General features: G+C 73.7%; 15 protein-coding genes. 4 read left to right on the forward strand and 11 right to left on the reverse strand.

Annotation, left to right across the window (positions count from 1 at the left end; all coding sequences use genetic code 11):
- Positions 1-64: 64 nt before the first annotated feature.
- Entirely contained in the window at positions 65-685 is a 621-nt protein-coding gene (locus MB828_RS31865; RefSeq protein ID WP_046728929.1) for an L-threonylcarbamoyladenylate synthase, read from the reverse strand.
- Between the two features lie 434 nt (positions 686-1119).
- Between MB828_RS31865 and MB828_RS31870 the strand changes: the two genes are divergently transcribed.
- A complete protein-coding gene (locus tag MB828_RS31870) occupies positions 1120-2613 on the forward strand; it encodes a helix-turn-helix domain-containing protein (protein ID WP_301651199.1) in 1494 nt (497 codons plus the stop codon).
- Between the two features lie 163 nt (positions 2614-2776).
- On the opposite strand, the gene MB828_RS31875 is transcribed toward MB828_RS31870, so the two are convergent.
- The 8 genes from MB828_RS31875 to MB828_RS31910 all read right to left on the reverse strand — a co-directional run bounded on the left by MB828_RS31875 (position 2777) and on the right by MB828_RS31910 (position 10320).
- Positions 2777-4009: a cytochrome P450 family protein gene (locus MB828_RS31875; RefSeq protein ID WP_301651200.1), complete on the reverse strand. Its 1233-nt coding sequence runs from the start codon at positions 4007-4009 to the stop codon at positions 2777-2779.
- Entirely contained in the window at positions 4006-5232 is a 1227-nt protein-coding gene (locus MB828_RS31880; RefSeq protein WP_133024021.1) for a cytochrome P450, read from the reverse strand. Before MB828_RS31880 ends, MB828_RS31875 begins: the two co-directional genes overlap by 4 nt.
- Positions 5229-5852, reverse strand: coding sequence for a GTP-binding protein (locus MB828_RS31885; protein ID WP_301651201.1), 624 nt, complete (start codon positions 5850-5852; stop codon positions 5229-5231). Before MB828_RS31885 ends, MB828_RS31880 begins: the two co-directional genes overlap by 4 nt.
- Positions 5824-6186 (reverse strand): DUF742 domain-containing protein, encoded by a 363-nt coding sequence (locus MB828_RS31890; protein WP_301651202.1) that lies wholly within the window; start codon positions 6184-6186, stop codon positions 5824-5826. The genes MB828_RS31885 and MB828_RS31890 overlap by 29 nt, the downstream gene beginning before the upstream one ends.
- Positions 6183-6605 carry a roadblock/LC7 domain-containing protein gene (locus MB828_RS31895; protein WP_046728923.1) on the reverse strand — a complete coding sequence of 141 codons (423 nt, stop codon included), beginning with the start codon at positions 6603-6605 and terminating at the stop codon, positions 6183-6185. Before MB828_RS31895 ends, MB828_RS31890 begins: the two co-directional genes overlap by 4 nt.
- Positions 6602-8209 carry an ATP-binding protein gene (locus MB828_RS31900; protein ID WP_301651203.1) on the reverse strand — a complete coding sequence of 536 codons (1608 nt, stop codon included), beginning with the start codon at positions 8207-8209 and terminating at the stop codon, positions 6602-6604. Before MB828_RS31900 ends, MB828_RS31895 begins: the two co-directional genes overlap by 4 nt.
- 218 nt (positions 8210-8427) lie before the next feature.
- A complete protein-coding gene (locus MB828_RS31905; RefSeq protein WP_301651204.1) occupies positions 8428-9744 on the reverse strand; it encodes a serine hydrolase domain-containing protein in 1317 nt (438 codons plus the stop codon).
- Between the two features lie 108 nt (positions 9745-9852).
- Positions 9853-10320: a hypothetical protein gene (locus MB828_RS31910; protein ID WP_133024025.1), complete on the reverse strand. Its 468-nt coding sequence runs from the start codon at positions 10318-10320 to the stop codon at positions 9853-9855.
- Between the two features lie 287 nt (positions 10321-10607).
- Here MB828_RS31910 and MB828_RS31915 point away from each other — a divergent pair, with 287 nt between their 5' ends.
- Together MB828_RS31915 and MB828_RS31920 are read left to right on the forward strand one after the other, a co-directional pair.
- Complete coding sequence (locus MB828_RS31915; RefSeq protein ID WP_301651205.1) at positions 10608-11957, forward strand: transaminase; 1350 nt, start codon at positions 10608-10610, stop codon at positions 11955-11957.
- Between the two features lie 56 nt (positions 11958-12013).
- Complete coding sequence (locus tag MB828_RS31920; protein WP_046728919.1) at positions 12014-12454, forward strand: Lrp/AsnC family transcriptional regulator; 441 nt, start codon at positions 12014-12016, stop codon at positions 12452-12454.
- Positions 12455-12457: 3 nt separating this feature from the next.
- Here the strand turns inward: MB828_RS31920 and MB828_RS31925 are convergent, their stop codons facing one another.
- A complete protein-coding gene (locus MB828_RS31925; protein ID WP_301651206.1) occupies positions 12458-13555 on the reverse strand; it encodes a PP2C family protein-serine/threonine phosphatase in 1098 nt (365 codons plus the stop codon).
- A 234-nt stretch (positions 13556-13789) separates the two neighbouring features.
- Between MB828_RS31925 and MB828_RS31930 the strand changes: the two genes are divergently transcribed.
- Positions 13790-14692 (forward strand): GNAT family N-acetyltransferase, encoded by a 903-nt coding sequence (locus MB828_RS31930; protein ID WP_301651207.1) that lies wholly within the window; start codon positions 13790-13792, stop codon positions 14690-14692.
- A 60-nt stretch (positions 14693-14752) separates the two neighbouring features.
- Here MB828_RS31930 and MB828_RS31935 read toward each other — a convergent pair whose 3' ends face one another.
- Positions 14753-15640, reverse strand: a complete 888-nt coding sequence (locus tag MB828_RS31935; protein WP_133024029.1) for a Gfo/Idh/MocA family protein — start codon at positions 15638-15640, stop codon at positions 14753-14755.
- Positions 15641-15680: the final 40 nt, after the last annotated feature.

The raw sequence follows: 15680 nt of genomic DNA on the forward strand, positions 1-15680 counted from the left end.
CGGCATGTCGTGATCATCGTGGCACGCGAAGGCGCGGGGACCGTTCCGGGGGAGCCGGAAGTGGTCACTCGAAGCGCGAGGTGTCCCCGGCGCCCCGGCGGACGATCTCCGCCTCCCCGCCGGAGAAGTCGATGACCGTGGTCGGCTCGGTGCCGCACTCCCCGGAGTCGACCACCGCGTCCACCGAGTGGTCGAGCCGGTCCTTGATCTCCCAGCCCTGGGTCAGCGGCTCCGCCTCGTCCGGCAGCAGCAGGGTGCTGGAGAGCAGGGGCTCACCGAGTTCCGCCAGCAGGGCCTGGGTGACCACGTGGTCCGGGATACGGACGCCGACGGTCTTCTTCTTCGGGTGCAGCAGTTTGCGCGGCACCTCGCGGGTCGCCGGGAGGATGAAGGTGTAGCTGCCGGGGGTGGACGCCTTCACGGCCCGGAACACGTCGTTGTCCACCCGCACGAACTGGCCGAGCTGGGCGAAGTCGCGGCACATCAGCGTGAAGTGGTGCCGGTCGTCCAAGTGCCTGATGGTGCGGATCCGGTCGATGCCGTCGCGGCTGCCGAGCTGGCAGCCCAGCGCGTAGCAGGAGTCGGTCGGGTATGCGATGAGCGAGCCCGACCGCACCGAGTCGGCGATCTGGGAGATGCTGCGCGGCTGCGGGTTGTCGGGGTGCACGTCGAAGTACTTCGCCATCCGCCGAGCTTATGCCGTCCGGCACGGCCCGGCCGCGCAGGCCCCGCCCAGGCGCAGGCGGACGGCCGACGAGGGCCGCGGCAGCGGCACCGGCATCGACGGGCGTACCACCGGTCCGGCGCCCGGAGCAGCACCCGGCCCAGCGTCCGGGCCGGCGCTCAGATCGGCGCCCGTACCGGCGTTCGTGCGGTCGGCCGCATGGGTCGAAAAGTTTTTTGGAATCGGTGCGCATGCTCCGTGTCGTCCGGGGCACACGACCATTCAGCCGCCCGGGGCCCTCCCCCCGGCTCCGGGTGAGGCGTCCTTCGCCGGCGGCCCTTCCCCCGAGGGCCGCCGGCGAAGTCGTGTCCGATGGCCGGCGGCCGGGACCCGGCCGGCTCATCGGGTAACGTCCCTGGACCGAGACGGACGCGACGGACGAGGAGCAGGGCGAGATGGCAGGCCGAGCTGACCAGGGCCCCCACCACCCGACACCCGACGGCGACGGCTGGGCCGCGCGGCTCCTCGACCACCTGCGCCCCGGCGGCCGCGACCCGCGCCGGGTCGTCGCCTGGCTGGCCCAGGCCGTGGAGGCGGCCGTCTGTCTCCAGGACGCCGACGGCACCCTGATCGCCGGCACCCGGATCCCCCTCGACGACACCCTGGTGGCCGACGTGGCGGCCGGCCGGATCTCGTCCGCCGCCGTCCAGGCCCCCGGTCCGCGCCCGGCGGCCGCCGGACTGCTCGCCGTGGCCCGCGCCGCGCCCTTCGACCGGCGCGCCGCCGAGATCGTCACCCACACCGCCGGTGTCGTCGAACTCCTGCTGCGCGAACGCGAACTGACGACCGCCGCCCGCCGGCTCCGGCGGGCCGCCGCCGACCTGCGCCTGGCCATCCTGCAACTGCTGATGGTGCAGGACACCGTCTCCGCCCGCCGCGTGGCCGCCGGGCTCTGGCCCGGCCTCCTCGACACCGACAGCGCCTGCGTGTACATCGTCGAGGGGCACCCGGCGGAACGCGACGGCCTCGCCGACGACTGCGTCGACGTGACCCACGGCCAGGCCCTCGTCGTACGCTGCCCGGCCATGGACGGCCATGTCATCGTCCTCAGCCCGGCCACGGCCACCGGCGAGCGGCTGCGCACCCTCGTCGACGGCCGGCCCGACACCTTCCTCGGCGGCAGCGTCCGGCAGAGCCTCGCCCAGACCGCCACCGCCTACGGCCAGGCGATCAGCGCCCTCGCCGTCGCCCGCTTCCGGCCCGAGCAGGCCGCCGTCTACGCCGAACGCACGCACCCGGCACGGCTGATGGAGCCGGCCGCGCTGCACGCCTGGTCCACCGCCGTGCTGCGGCCCCTCGACCGGCTGCCGCACCACACCCGCGCGGAACTCCTCGCCACCACCCGCCTCGGCCTGGAGTTCACCGCGGTCAGCGCGGCCAAGGTGCTCGGCGTCAGCCGCAACACGGTCCGCGCCCGCATGGACCGCGTGGAGAGCCTGCTCGGCGCAGACTTCTCCGACCTCGCCGTGCGCGCCACCGCCCACCTGGCCCTCAACACGGAGGCCGCCCGCACGGAAGACCTCGTCGGCGGGGTGTCGCAGCCGTCCGCGGTCCGCCTCGGCGACCTGCTGGCCGGCCCCGCGCTGCGGACCTGGGCGCGGGACCTCCTGGACCGGCTGGTCCGCGACGGCCGGGACCTGCGCGGCACCCTGCGTGCCTGGATCGCCGCCGGCGGGAACGCCGAACGGGCCGCCCAGGAGATGGGGATGCACGCGCAGACGGTCCGCGAACACGTCCGGGCCGCCGAACCCGTCCTGGAGCGCCAGCTGCTGGCCGGCGGCACCGACCTCTACGAGGTCGTCCTCGCCCATCTCGCCCTCGGTGACCTCGCCGTTCCCGTGCTGCTCCGGGCGAATCAGGGTCAACCGGACTCACCTGTGCACAGGTGAGCCCTCGGCCTGTCCGAACGGGCATCGGCGCGGTACCCAACGGCCGGATCCGCACGTAAGTTCACGGTGCGCGCGGGGGCACGACCGGAACGGGGGACCGGTCGCCGCCCCTGCGCCCCTCCCACCGCCCGCCGCGGGCCACGGACCGCCGCCTCGCCGACGGTCAGGGTCCCAGTCGGACGGGGATCTCCTGCCAGCCGAAGGCGATGAAGGACGGTACCTGGCGCAGTTCCTTCTCGCCGACCGCCAGCCGCAGTCCCGGGAAGCGGTCGAACAGGGCGGGCAGCGCGGCCAGCGCCTCCGCCCGGGCCAGCGGCGCGCCGATGCAGCGGTGCACGCCGATCCCGAAGGACAGATGGTCGTCGGCGCCCCGCGCGGCGTCGAACACGGCGGCGTCCGGACCGTAGCGGGCCGGGTCCAGGTTCGCCGCCGCGTACGTCGTGATGATCGCGTCCCCGGCCGGCACGGTCACGTCCCCGATCTTCAGGTCGCTCACCGCGAACCGCAGCGGCAGCGAGGCGATCGACGGATGCACCCGCAGCGTCTCGTCGATCACCGCATCCCAGCCGATCGTCCCGGAGCGCACCCCGGCCAGCTGCACGGGCTGCGTCAGCAGCGCCACGACCGCGTTGCCGATCAGGTTGACCGTGGTCTCGAAACCGGCGCCGATCACCAGCAGCAGTGTGTACAGGAGTTCGTCGTCGGCGAGCCGGTCGCCGTCCTCGTCGCGGACCCGGATCAGCTCCGTGGTCATGTCGTCGCCCGGGTGGCCGGCCTTGTACGCGATGAGCGCGCCGAGGACCGTGCCGATCCGCTCCTGCACGAAGGCGGCGTGCTCCGGACTCGGGTCGGAGGTGTCCATGATGGCCGCGATCAGCTCGCCGGTGTCGTCCCGCAACTCGTCGGGCACGCCGAAGAGTTCGCAGATCATCCGCATCGGCAGCGGGTGCGCGAGACCGGCCCTCAGGTCCACCACCGAGCCGTCGGCGCCCGCCGCCGCGACCGCGTCCAGCAGTTCCGCGGTGATCGCGGCGACGCGCGGCAGCATCGCCTCGGTGCGACGGCGGGTGAAGCTCGGCGCCACCAGCTTGCGCAGCCGGGTGTGGTCCGGACCGTAGGTGGAGAGCATGTTGACCACGCCGACCCAGCCCAGGATCCAGCCCCAGGAGGGGTGTTCGGCGATCTCCGGCCACAACCGCCAGTGCTTGCGCGGGTCCTTGCTGACCCGGGGATCGAGGATGAGCTCCTTGAGCACGTCGTGGCCGGTCGGCGCCCACGCGGGGATGCCGCCGGGCAGTTCGACGGGCACGACGGGGCCGAGGGCGCGTAACCGCGCGCTCTCCGCCGCGATGTCGGAGCCGAACGGGTCGAGGGCGATGCGGTCGGTGACGGTCACGGCGTCTCTCCAGGCTGGTCGGGGGAGCGGGGGCTGAACCGGACGGGCAGGGACGTCAGGGAGCGGTGGAACGGGCCGGGCCGCCAGCTGAGCCGCTCGCGGGGCAGGACCGGGTCGAGGTCGGGCAGCCACAGGGTGAGCCGTTCGATCGCCTCGGTCGCGATGAGCAGCGCGTGGTGCCGCACCGGGCAGGCGTGCGGGCCCGCGCCCCACGACAGGTGCGAGGCGTCCCCGGCGCGCCGCCCGGAGGTGACCTCCCGCTCGGCGAACAGCCCCATGGCACCGAAGGACACCACCACCGGGACCGCCGGCCTGACCCACGCCCCGTGGAAGGAGACCGGCCGACGGGCGTAGTAGACGCCGTAGTTGGCCAGCGGTGTCTCGTGGTGCAGCACCTCCACCACCGCGTCCATGACCGGGCGGGCGCCACTGGTGAGCGTCGAGTAGTAGACCGGGTTGCCGAGGATCCGGGAGAGCGCGTTGGAGACCAGGTTGGTGGTCGGCTCGTAACCGGCGCCCAGGGTGAGGAACACCTGCCAGGTGACCTCCTCCGGGGTCAGCCGGGCGGGATGGTCGAGGAGCATGCTCGGCAGGTCCTCGCCGCGCTCCTCGACCTTGGCGGCGATCAGCCGCAGTACGTAGTCGGCGAACTCGGCCTCGCCCTCGGCGGCCTGCGCACCGCCCTCCATCATCTTCAGGAGGCCGTCGTTGAGCCGGTCGCCCTGGCTGTCCGGCAACCCGAACAGGTTGTTGAACACCAGAGCCATCAGCGGCCGGGTGAAGTCGGTGACGAGGTCCGCCTCGCCCCGCGGCGCGAAACGGTCCACCAGCAGCCGTACCGCCCGGTGCACCAGCGAGCGCAGGTCGTGCGGCTCGATCAGGTCGAACACGTCGATGAGGGTGGTGCGGTAGCGCAGGTGCGCGTCGGCGTCGGAGAACAGCGCGTTGGGCCGCCAGCGCATCATGCCGAGCAGCGGGGAGTCCTCGGGAACCGTCCCCTCCCAGTCCCGCGGGTCGTGCGAGAACGTCTCGACGTCCCGCAGCACGTCCAGGGCGGCACGGCGCTCGGTGACGACATACGCGGGCGTGCCCGGCGCGAGTTCGGCCCAGCCGACCGGGCCCTGCGCGCGCAGGGCCGCGTAGTAGCCGTGCGGGTTGCGGGCGAAGCCGTCCTCCCACAGGCGTACCGGCCCGGTCATGGTGAAGGAGTGCTGCGCGGTCATCGGGCCTCCGCGGGCCGGTCGTCGATCAGGTGCTGGACGAGGGCGAGCAGCGCGTCCACCGAGGAGTCCGCGTCCCGGGCGTCGCAGGTCACCATCGGGGTGTCCGGCGCCAGGTCCAGCGCGGCGCGCAGCTGCTCGTCCGTGTAGTGGTCCGGCGCGTCCGGGAAGGTGTTGAAGGCGACCGCGTAGGGCAGCCCCGCCTCCTCGATCAGGCCCAGCACGTCGAACGAGGCGTCGATCCGGCGGCTGTCCACCAGGACCAGGGCGCCGAGCGCCCCGTAGGAGATGTCCTCCCACAGCGTCCGGAACCGGTCCTGCCCGGGCGTCCCGAACAGGTACAGCACGACCCCGCCGGACAGGCTGATCCGCCCGAAGTCGATGGCGACGGTCGTGGTCTCCTTCTCCCGCACCCCGTAGAGGTCGTCGACGTGCGCCGAGGCCTCGGTGAGGTGTTCCTCGGTGTGCAGCGGGCGGATCTCCGACACCGCGTCGATCAGGGTCGTCTTGCCGACCCCGAACGGGCCGGTGACCAGGATCTTGACCAGGTCGCGTGCGGAGTCGGGAAGATGGGGGCCGCCCGTGCGGGGCAGCTCACCGGTGCTTGAGGGCGCGGAGGCCATCGGCGACTCTCTTCAGCAGGTCGGGGTCGAACCGTTCGGCGGGCGGGATCGGCGGGCGGGCCCGGACCAGGTCGCGGTCCACCAGGTCGGCGGCCAGCACCCGGACGGCTGAGAACGGCAGCCGCAGCAGCGCCGCCGCCTCCACCACCGTCAGCGCGCCGCCGGACAGCAGTTCCAGGAGCGCGAGTTCGGCGGCGGGCAGACCGGCGGGCAGCGGCGCCCCGTCGCGGGTGAGCACCGTCAGCCGTTCCAGATGCGGACGGCTGGGCCGGGCCACCCCGCCGGTGGACAGATACGCGGGGACCAGGGGACGGCCGCCACGGCGGCCGGTCATGCCGGTGCGCCGCCGTCGGAGCCTCTGGGCGCGGCCGCCATCGTCTTCTCGCCCAGCCGGGCGACCTGTGAGTGCACCCGGTGCGCCAGCAGGTCCAGCCGCACCTCCGGGTCGCCGTAGGCGGCCACACAGGTGCCGTGGTCGGTCGGCACGATCAGCACGTAGCCGTGGTCCGACTCGATGACCACCTGTCGCACCTCGGCCCGGTCCCGGTCCGCGAAGGTGGCGGCCGCCGCCCGGCAGGCGCCCTGCACGGTGCTGGTGATCGCCGCCACCCGCTCGGCGGTCGCCCGGGACAGGCCGTCGGTGTAGCCGGTCGCCAGACCGTCCCGGGTGAGCAGGACGGCGGCCAGTACATGCGGTACCTGCAGGACGGGTTCCAGCACCCATGCCGTGTCGCCCGCGTCGCGGCTGGTCATCTGGCCGCTCCTCCTTCGTCGTCGGTCCGGTGGGGGTCGGGCGTGCTCGCCCGCTTGGGGGTGCGCGCCGCCGCGGTGCCGTACTGGAGGGCGGCGAGCGCGGCGGCCGCCTCCTCGGGCCGGCGCGCGGCCGGCTGCGACGGGGGTGTGCCGGGTTCGGGGGCACGGGTACGACGGCGCCGCTGCGGCAGGCCGGCCGGGGTGACCGGCTCCTGGCGACCGGGTGCCGGAGCGCCGGCCCGCGCGTGCTCGGCGCCGCCGGGGCCGGATCCGCCGGGATCGGCCGCCGCGTCCACGGCGTCCCCGGCTGGCGCGGCTGGCGCGGCGGGAGCGTCAGGTGCGGGCGGCTCGGTGGGCGCGGCCTCACTCGCCCCGGTTTCGTCGACGGCCGTCCCGTGTACGGCCGTCCCGTGTACGGCCGTATCGCGCAGGGCCGTTGCGCGCACCGCGGTGCCCTGCCCGGCCGTCTCGCGGGCGTCGGTTTCGCGGACCGGCTGTTCCCGGCCCGCAACGCGCTCCCGTGCCGCGTGTTCCCGGGTCGAGCGGGGCGCGCTGGCCGACGGCGGGCGTTCGCCCGGGTCGATCCGGGCCAGCAGATGGCTGTCCACCCGCAGCACCGCCCGTACCCCGCCGTAGGGCGACGGGGAGGTGACGTCGACATGCAGGTCGAACTGGCGGGTCAGCTGGCCGACCGCGGCCAGGCCCATGCGCGGCGGATCGCCGAGATCGGTCAGCAGGACCGGGTCGCTGCCCGCCACCAGCCGCTGGGCGCGGGCCCGTTCGTCCTGCGTCATCCCGAGGCCCGCGTCGTCGACGGTGACGCACACCCCGTGGTGGACGTGCTCCAGGTTGACCACGACGTCGGTGTCCGGCGCCGAATGACGCAGCGCGTTGTCGAGGAGCTCGGCGACGATGATGGCGACCGGTTCGACCGCGTGCGACACCAGGGCGGTGCCCGGCTCCAGGTGGTTGTGCACCTGCACCCGGTGGTAGCCGGCGAGCCGGGCCTGGCCGCCGGTCACCGCGTCCACCACGTGGGACCCCTCGCGGGCCAGCCCCACCCAGGCCCCGCACACCACGGCGGCCACCTGTGCCCGCCGCAGCGACTGCTCGTTCTCGTGGTCGAGTGCGAACAGGGTCTGCGCCAACTCCGGTTCGTCGTAGCGCTGTTGCAGGCCGCGCAGGGCGTCCTGGAGGCGGTACAGGGCGGCCTGGATCTCCCGGGTGGCGCCGCGCAGCCCGGCCTGCGCGGCGGCGTCGATCCGGACCCGCTGCGCGGTCAGCTCCTCGCGCAGCGCGGTGAGCACGCATTCCAGGGCGATCCCGGTGGGGGTTCCGGGCGTGTGCTGGCGGGCCGGTCCCGGCACCCTGAGATGTGGATGGGCGAGCTGGGCCGCCGCCGCGGGCATCCGGCGGGCCGCGAGATGCTCGATCTCGGTGATGAACGCGCCCTCCGCGCCGTCCAGTTGGGCGCGCAACTCCACCACCTCGGCCCGCAGCGCCGCGTTCCGGCGCCGGGTGCGCACCAGGCTGCCGCCGAGGGCGAGCGCGCAAAGCGTTCCGGCGGCGAGACCACCGGCCACCAGTTCCGGTAATTGGATCATGGAGTCGGTTTCCTGGGGGAGTAGGGCAGCAGTGGGCAGGGGGAGCCCAGGGCTCCTCCCATGTGGCACTCGCAGCACAGTACACACCGTCATTGACCGGCCGCGCACGGTGAATCGTTACATCGCTTCGAATCCGCTCGATGGCTGTTCGCTTCTGTGTCAAGTGTCGGAAATGCCGTCCGTGGCAGGGGAGTTGGGGTCCGGATCGCTCCGTGTCGTCACCGGGTGGCGGAGGCCGGTACCGGCAGGTCGAAGACGTGGCCCGGGGAGACGGTCCGGGTGATCGCCCGGCCGAACAGCGTGCTGGGCTCGATGTCGCCGTGGTAGCTGATGTCGGTGTTCAGCAGCACCACCACCGTCGTCCGCGTCGACGGCAGATACACCGTCAGGGCCTCGTAGCCCGGCAGCGAGCCGTTGTGCCCGATCCAGCCCCGCACGTCGAAGATGCCGAGGCCGTACCCGGCGCCGGTGATCCCGGTCGGGGGAGTGGTCAGCCGCTGCTTCTGGGTGGCGGGGGCGACCATGGTGCTGCCGTCGGGGAAGACCCCGGTGGCCGCGGTGGGCGCCCAGGTGTGCAGGTCGTCCAGGGTCGAGATCATCGCGCCGGCCGCCCAGCCCCACGACGGGTTCCAGTCGGCCGTCTCCGCGACCTTCCCGTCCGCCGTCTGGTCGGTGTAGCCCTGGGCGTGCGGGGTGGGGAACTCGTTCCCGGTCGGGAACAGCGTCTGCTTCATGCCCGCAGGGGCGAGGACGTGCCGCGCGAGGTACGCGCCCAGTCGCTGCCCGCTCTCCTTCTCGACGAGCAGGCCGAGCAGGATCAGGTTGGTGTTGGAGTAGTAGAACTTCCGCCCCGGCTCGAACATCACCGGGTGCTTGAAGGAGTAGGCCAGCAACTGCTGCGGGGTGAAGGGGCGTTGCGGGTCGGACGTCAGTGCCTTGAAGAAGGCGTCGTCCTCGGAGTAGTTGTACAGTCCGCTGCGCATCCCCGCCAGGTCGCGCACGGTGATCCGGTCGCCGTTCGGTACGCCGTCGAGGTACGTGCCGATGGGTTCGTCCAGGCCCACCTTGCCCTGGTCGACCAGTTGCAGCACCGCCGTGACGGTGAACATCTTGGTCTCGCTGCCGATCCGCATGTAGAGGTCGGGCGACATCCGCTGCCCGGTCGCCTTGTTCGCGACCCCGAACGAGCGAACGTAGTCGGGCTGTCCGGGCGTCCAGACGCCGACGGTCACGCCGGGCACGTCGGCCTCGCGCATGACCTTCCGCACGGCCGCGTCGAGTTCGGCGGCCACGGCCGGGGTCATCGAGCGGACGTCCCGGCTGCCGGACGGTGACGGCGGGGGCGGGGCGGTCCGCGGGGCCGAGGAGGACGGGGAGGCCGAGGGCGCGGTGAACGAGGCCGGCTCGGCGAACGCGGCCGGCGGGGCGAACGCGGCCGGCGCGGCGGCGGGCGCGGTGGCGAGCGGCCCCGTCAGCGTGCCCAGGACGACGGCGACCGCGGCGCCCGCGCGCAGCAGGGCGGGTGGACAGGACATGGGCTGACTCCAAGCACGTGAGAGGGACCGTGCGGTGGGGTCGGACGTCAGAACCCTGAGATCACAGGATACGAGCGGGCACCCGAAGGTGCCCGTCGGCCGGCCGCGCTACTCCTGACCCGCCGGCCGCAGCACCGCCAGCGTGCCGTTGGCCTCGCGCAGCGCCAGCTCCAGCAGGCCCGGCGTGTGCAGGGCGCCGCTTCCGTCGGGCGGCACCAGCCACTCCAGGCAGCCCCCGGGCCGGTACGGCGGCGGCACGGCGACCCACGCCCCCTTGGTCGCGTAGCGCAGCCCGGCGCCGATCCAGCCGCCGGACGGGTCGGGCGGCAGGAAGAAACCGACCCGGCGCGCGTCGGTGTCCACCAGGGTCGGTCCGGGGATGGGCAGCGACGGCCGCCACAGCAGATCCAGCGTCAGCAGACCGAGCCGGTCCGGCACGCTCAGCACATCCCAGAAACGGCCGGCCTCCAGGAGCGAGACGCCTTCGCCGTGGTCCCATTCCCACTTGCACGCCCGGGGGTCCGCCGAGGCGGCCGCGAGCCATTCCACGCCCTGCATCCACATCCTGTTCGCCATTCACTGCTCCGGCACTTGGTACATCGGTACGCCAACCCGGCATATGCATGCTGGTAGATATTTCTATGTGGCGGAAGGGGTGGCGAACCCTGGCGTTTGAGGGCTGATGTGCGAACACCGGTCATGTGTGCTGTCCGCGACGGAGGGGCGGAGCGTGTCGCGCGTGTGAGCGACGCTCGATTCGATCGTCGTCGCACACGAATCGATCGTCTTATATTGAATTCACCCCCGTATCAGTCGTAGGTTCCCGTCGTTCCGTCACCGCCGCTCCCGACCTGGGGGACCTCATGGACCGCACCCGACTGCTCGCCCTCCTGGCCCGGGAGAGCGCCGAGGCCGAGCGCCAGAATCCCCGCTCCCGGGCGGCATATGCCAATGCCGGCCATCTCTTCGGCCGGGTCCCGATGACGTGGATGAACAAGACCGCCGGGGCCTTCCCGCGCTACCTGGCGACCGCGCGCGGTGCCCGGGTCACCGACGTCGACGGGCACTCGTACATCGACTTCTGCCTCGGCGACACCGGGGCGATGGCCGGGCACTCGCCGGCCGTGGTGACCGAGGCGGTGCAGCGCCGGTTCGGCGAGCTGGGCGGCGCCACCGCGATGCTGCCGACGGAGGACGCGGAGTGGGTCGGCGCCGAGCTGACCCGCCGCTTCGGGCTGGCCCGCTGGAGCTTCTCGCTCACCGCGACCGACGCCAACCGGTGGGCGATCCGGCTCGCCCGGGCCGTCACCGGCCGCCCGAAGATCCTCTTCAACAGCTACAGCTACCACGGCAGCGTCGACGAGTCCCTCATCGTGGTCGGCCCCGACGGCACGGGAGCGCCCCGCCCCGGAAACGTCGGCGCGCCCTGTGACGTCACCCTGACCAGCCGGGTCGCCGAGTTCAACGACCTGGACCAGCTGGAGCGCGAACTCGCCCACGGCGACGTGGCCGCCGTCCTCATGGAACCCGCGCTCACCAACATCGGCATCGTGCTGCCGGAACCCGGCTACCTGGCGGGCGTGCGCGCCCTCACCCGGCGGTACGGCACCCTGCTGATCAACGACGAGACGCACACCTTCTCGGCGGGCCCCGGCGGCTGCACCGCCGCCTGGGACCTGGAGCCGGACCTGCTGACCATCGGCAAGGCCATCGGCGGCGGCATCCCGGCCGGCGCCTACGGCCTCTCCGACGACCTCGCCGAGCGCCTGCTGGCCCGCGCCGACCTGGACCTGGTGGACATGGGCGGGGTCGGCGGCACCCTCGCGGGCAACGCCCTGTCGGTCGCCGCGACCCGGGCCACCCTGGAGCACGTCCTCACCGACGAGGCGTTCGACCGCATGGCCACGCTCTCCGAACGCTTCGAGACCGGGGTCCGCTCGGCCGTCCGGACCCACGCCCTGCCCTGGTCGGTCAGCCGCCTCGGCGCCCGCACCGAGTACCGGTTCGCCGACCCGGCCCCGCGCACCGGCACCGAGTCCGCGGCCGCCGCCGACCCCGAGCTGGAGGACTTCCTCCACCTCTACCTCGCCAACCGGGGCATCCTGCTCACCCCGTTCCACAACATGGCCCTGATGTGCCCCGACACCACCGAGCAGGACGTCGACACCCACACCGAGGTGTTCGGGGCCGCCCTGCGCGAACTGCTCGGCTGACCGCCGGCCGGACCGCAGCCGGCCGAACCAGAGAGGAAGAGGGCGCCGACGTGCACATGGACGACATCGACCGGGCCATCCTGCGCGAGCTGCAGACCGACGGCCGGATCGCCTACGCCGACCTCGGGCCCCGGGTCGGTCTCTCCGCCTCCGCGGCCCGGCAGCGGCTCCAGCGGCTGCTGGACTCACGGGCCGTGCAGGTCGTCGGTGTCACCGACCCGATGGCCATGGGCGGCCAGGCGATGGCCCTGCTCGGCATCGGCACGGACGGCGACCCGCGCGCCGTCGCGGACGCGCTCGCCGCCCACCCGGAAGTGGTCTACTCCGTCTTCACCTCGGGCGGCTTCGACCTGTTCGCCGAAGTGGTCACGCCGGGACCGAAGGACCTGCTGGACTTCGTCAACGACGTGGTCCGCCCGATCGAGGGCGTACGCGAGGTCCAGCCCTTCCCGTACTTCGGCATCCACACCCACCGGTTCCTGTGGGACGTCGGCTGAGCCTCAGCCGATGCCGGGCGTCAGGACGAGCATGGTGGCGTCGTCCCGCACCTCGCAGCGCCCGGACAGGTCGGCCCACACCGCCTCGGTGAGTCCGGCCGCGTCCGTGCCGGTGAAGGTCGCCAGCCGCTCCGGGAGCGGGTAGAAGCGCCCCGCCGGGTCACGCGCCTCCCAGACCCCGTCCGAGGCGACGAACAGCCGGTCGCCCCGGCCCAGCTCGACCGTGACCTCCTTCGGCGTCTCCGCCTGCGCCAGCCCGAGCCCCAGCGGCGCGGCCGGCGCCACGCCCAGCTCCCGGGCCCGGCCGTCGCGCAGCAGCACCGGCGCCGGATGGCCGCAGGCCACGATCCGCACGGTCCGCAGATCGGCCGAGAACTCCAGCAACAGGGCGGTGGCGAACAGTTCCGCGTTCGGCACGCCGGCCGAGTCCACCCGCATCCTGCGGTCCATCCGGGCCGCCACCGCCTCCAGGTCCGGCTGGTCCAGCACCGCCTCCCGGAACGCCCCGAGCAGCGCGACCACGGTGGACACGGCGGCCAGCCCGTGGCCCCGTACGTCCCCCATGACCGCCCGCACGCCGTACGGCCCGTCGCGCACGTCGAAGAAGTCCCCGCCGACCAGCGTGCCGTGCTGGGCGGCCCGGTACAGCCCCGCGCAGCCCACCGCGCCGACCCGGTCGGGCAGCGGCGGCAGCACGGCCCGCTGCACCGCCTCGCCCACCGCCCGCTCGGTGACCAGCTGGGCATCCCGGTGACTGCGTACGTACGACACGAACACACTCAGGACGGCCACGAACGTGAGCGTGAGCAGGTCGGTGTTGCCGGGGCGGTTCAGATGGGTGGCGGGCACGTTGAGCAGCACCACCACCAAGGCGCTGAGCACGGCGGTCGCCAGCGGCCCGTAGGACAGGACGGCCAGCGGCGGGATGGCGCCGAGCAGGAAACCGAAGTCATGGCCGTGCGAGGTGAGCAGGGTCGCCACCGTGACCCCCACGAGCAGCGCGACGGGCAGCACCCGCACCCAGCGCGGCGGTGGCGCACCCTGCAGCCAGCCACGACCGTCCCGGTAGCCACGCGGCGACCAGCCGCGCACCGATGTCACATCCCCAAGCTACGCCCGTGCCCCGGCACCGGCCCCGCCGGGCGGTGCGGAAAACCCGTGGACGCGGCCCGCCCCGGTTCCCTACCGTGTGGGCACACGCCCGAGACCGGACGGAAGGAGGCGAGTGCCGTGATCACCACACCCAGCCAGCGCTCCCTCCCCGTATTCCGGGCGTGACAGCTCCGAGCTGACCCGGGAGCGCGCCCCGCAGCACGCGACATCCCGGAGGAATCCGTGACCGATCCGGTCATCCGCACGCTCGACGACACCACCGCTCACCTCTTCGACGACCTGCCCGACCCGCTGCGCCTGCGCGAGCGGAACCAGCACACCCGTTACCGTCCCGACTGGAAGCGCGTCGCCCTGCGCGACGGCCGGGTGGTGGCCCGGGCCGCCTGGTGGGGCGGGCCCGAGGACGCCGAACCGCTCGTCGTCAACTGGTTCGACGTGGCCGAGGGGGAGGAGGAGGCCGGCGCCGAGCTGCTGAGCAGTGCGCCCTGGCGGACGGCGGAACTGGAGCTCGACCTGCCCACCGGCTGGCGTGACTCCGCCGAACTGCGCACGGCCGCCGAGACCCGCTTCACCGCCGCCCGCAAGGCCGGGTACGAACTGCTGGTGGAGCGCTACAACTACCGCTGGACCCCCGAGTGCGGGCTGCCCGAGCGGCCCGGCCGGCTCCGCTTCGCCGCCGAGCCCGACGACGGCGTGTTCTTCGACGCCCTGCGCCGCATCCACTCCGTCACCCTGGACGCCCACGCCCGCCGTGCCATCGGGCAAGGGGGAGTGGACCGGGCGGCGCAGGAGGAGATGGACTTCTTCCACTGGATGCCCTCGCCACGCGAGTGGTGGCAGGTCGCCCGTACCCCCGACGGCGAGCCGGTGGGCATCCACATCCCCGGCCGCAACCCGGGCGGGCCCTGCGTCGGGTTCATCGGTGTCCTGCCCGAGCGACGCGGCCACGGCTACGCCTACGACCTGCTCGTGGAGTGCACCCGCTTCCTGGCCGGACAGGGCGCCGAGTTCATCGCCGCCGCCACCGACCAGGGCAACTTCCCGATGGCCGCGCACTTCGCGAGGGCGGGCTACCCGGTGGTCCGGGAGCGGCTGAACTTCTGGGCGGAGCCCGCCGCCGGGTGACCCGCCGAGGGGGCGGTGACCGGCGGCGGACGGCGGAACCCCGTCCGCGGACCGGGACCGCTAGCCGATGTCCTTGCCGAGGACGGTCTCCGCCTCGGTGAGGATCTCGGTGACCCGCAGTCCGAACGCGGCGTCGCACGGGTGCGCGCGGCCCGTGCGGGCGGCGGTGAGCAGGGCGTCGGCGGCCCGGGTCAGGGCCGGGACCGCTCCCTCCGCACTCCTCGGCAGCAGCGTCACCCCCGCCTCGCCGCGCAGCTCCACGTCCGCCCCGGCGGCCGCCGGGGGCGCGGTGAGGCTCAGCGTCACCGTGCTGGACGCCCCGGTGGCGTGGTCGAGGACGAGATGGACGGTGTCGGCGGGGCCATGCACGGCGGCCGCCACCCGCCGTACGTCGCCCAGCACCGGCAGCAGCACCGACAGGGCGTGCGGACCCACGTCCCACAGCGCCCCCTTCTCCCGGCGCCACGGGGAGTCGGCGAACGGGCTGTCGCCGGTGAACACCGAGCCCAGCCACTGTGCCCGGGCCGTGAACCAGCCGGCTGTGGCGGCCTGTTCGCCGATCCACCGCTCCGGCTCCTGCTGGAAGCGGGTGGTGAAGAACACCACCGAGGCGACCCGCGCCCGCTCGGCCGCCGCCACCACCGCCTGCCCCTCGGCGACCCCGATCGCGAGGGGCTTGTCCAGCAGCAGGTGGCACCCCGCCCGCGCGGCCCGTACCGCCAGGTCCGCCTGTACGACCGGCGGCAGCGCCACCGCCACCGCGTCGACGTCGGCGAACAGCGCGTCCACGTCGTCGTACGCCCGGACGCCGTGCTCCTCCGCCAGCTCCGCCGCCGCCTCCGGACGACGGCCCCACACCCCGGCGAAGTCCAGCGACCCGTGCCCCGCCAGTGCGGGGGCGTAGGCCGCCCGCGCCCAGGGCCCGGTCCCCAGCAGTCCGATGCGCATGTTCCGTTCCTCTCTCCGTGCTCCGCTCCACACCGCCGCC

The organism is Streptomyces arenae (genome assembly GCF_022343545.1).
Classification (GTDB): Bacteria; Actinomycetota; Actinomycetes; order Streptomycetales; family Streptomycetaceae; genus Streptomyces; species Streptomyces humi.

Bases quoted from the DNA above. Each gene is read 5' to 3' on its own strand.
- MB828_RS31865 (WP_046728929.1), bottom strand. From the start codon at position 685: ATGGCGAAGTACTTCGACGTGCACCCCGACAACCCGCAGCCGCGCAGC.
- MB828_RS31870 (WP_301651199.1), top strand. From the start codon at position 1,120: ATGGCAGGCCGAGCTGACCAGGGCCCCCACCACCCGACACCCGACGGC.
- MB828_RS31880 (WP_133024021.1), bottom strand. From the start codon at position 5,232: ATGACCGCGCAGCACTCCTTCACCATGACCGGGCCGGTACGCCTGTGG.
- MB828_RS31885 (WP_301651201.1), bottom strand. From the start codon at position 5,852: ATGGCCTCCGCGCCCTCAAGCACCGGTGAGCTGCCCCGCACGGGCGGC.
- MB828_RS31890 (WP_301651202.1), bottom strand. From the start codon at position 6,186: ATGACCGGCCGCCGTGGCGGCCGTCCCCTGGTCCCCGCGTATCTGTCC.
- MB828_RS31895 (WP_046728923.1), bottom strand. From the start codon at position 6,605: ATGACCAGCCGCGACGCGGGCGACACGGCATGGGTGCTGGAACCCGTC.
- MB828_RS31900 (WP_301651203.1), bottom strand. From the start codon at position 8,209: ATGATCCAATTACCGGAACTGGTGGCCGGTGGTCTCGCCGCCGGAACG.
- MB828_RS31905 (WP_301651204.1), bottom strand. From the start codon at position 9,744: ATGTCCTGTCCACCCGCCCTGCTGCGCGCGGGCGCCGCGGTCGCCGTC.
- MB828_RS31910 (WP_133024025.1), bottom strand. From the start codon at position 10,320: ATGGCGAACAGGATGTGGATGCAGGGCGTGGAATGGCTCGCGGCCGCC.
- MB828_RS31915 (WP_301651205.1), top strand. From the start codon at position 10,608: ATGGACCGCACCCGACTGCTCGCCCTCCTGGCCCGGGAGAGCGCCGAG.
- MB828_RS31920 (WP_046728919.1), top strand. From the start codon at position 12,014: ATGGACGACATCGACCGGGCCATCCTGCGCGAGCTGCAGACCGACGGC.
- MB828_RS31935 (WP_133024029.1), bottom strand. From the start codon at position 15,640: ATGCGCATCGGACTGCTGGGGACCGGGCCCTGGGCGCGGGCGGCCTAC.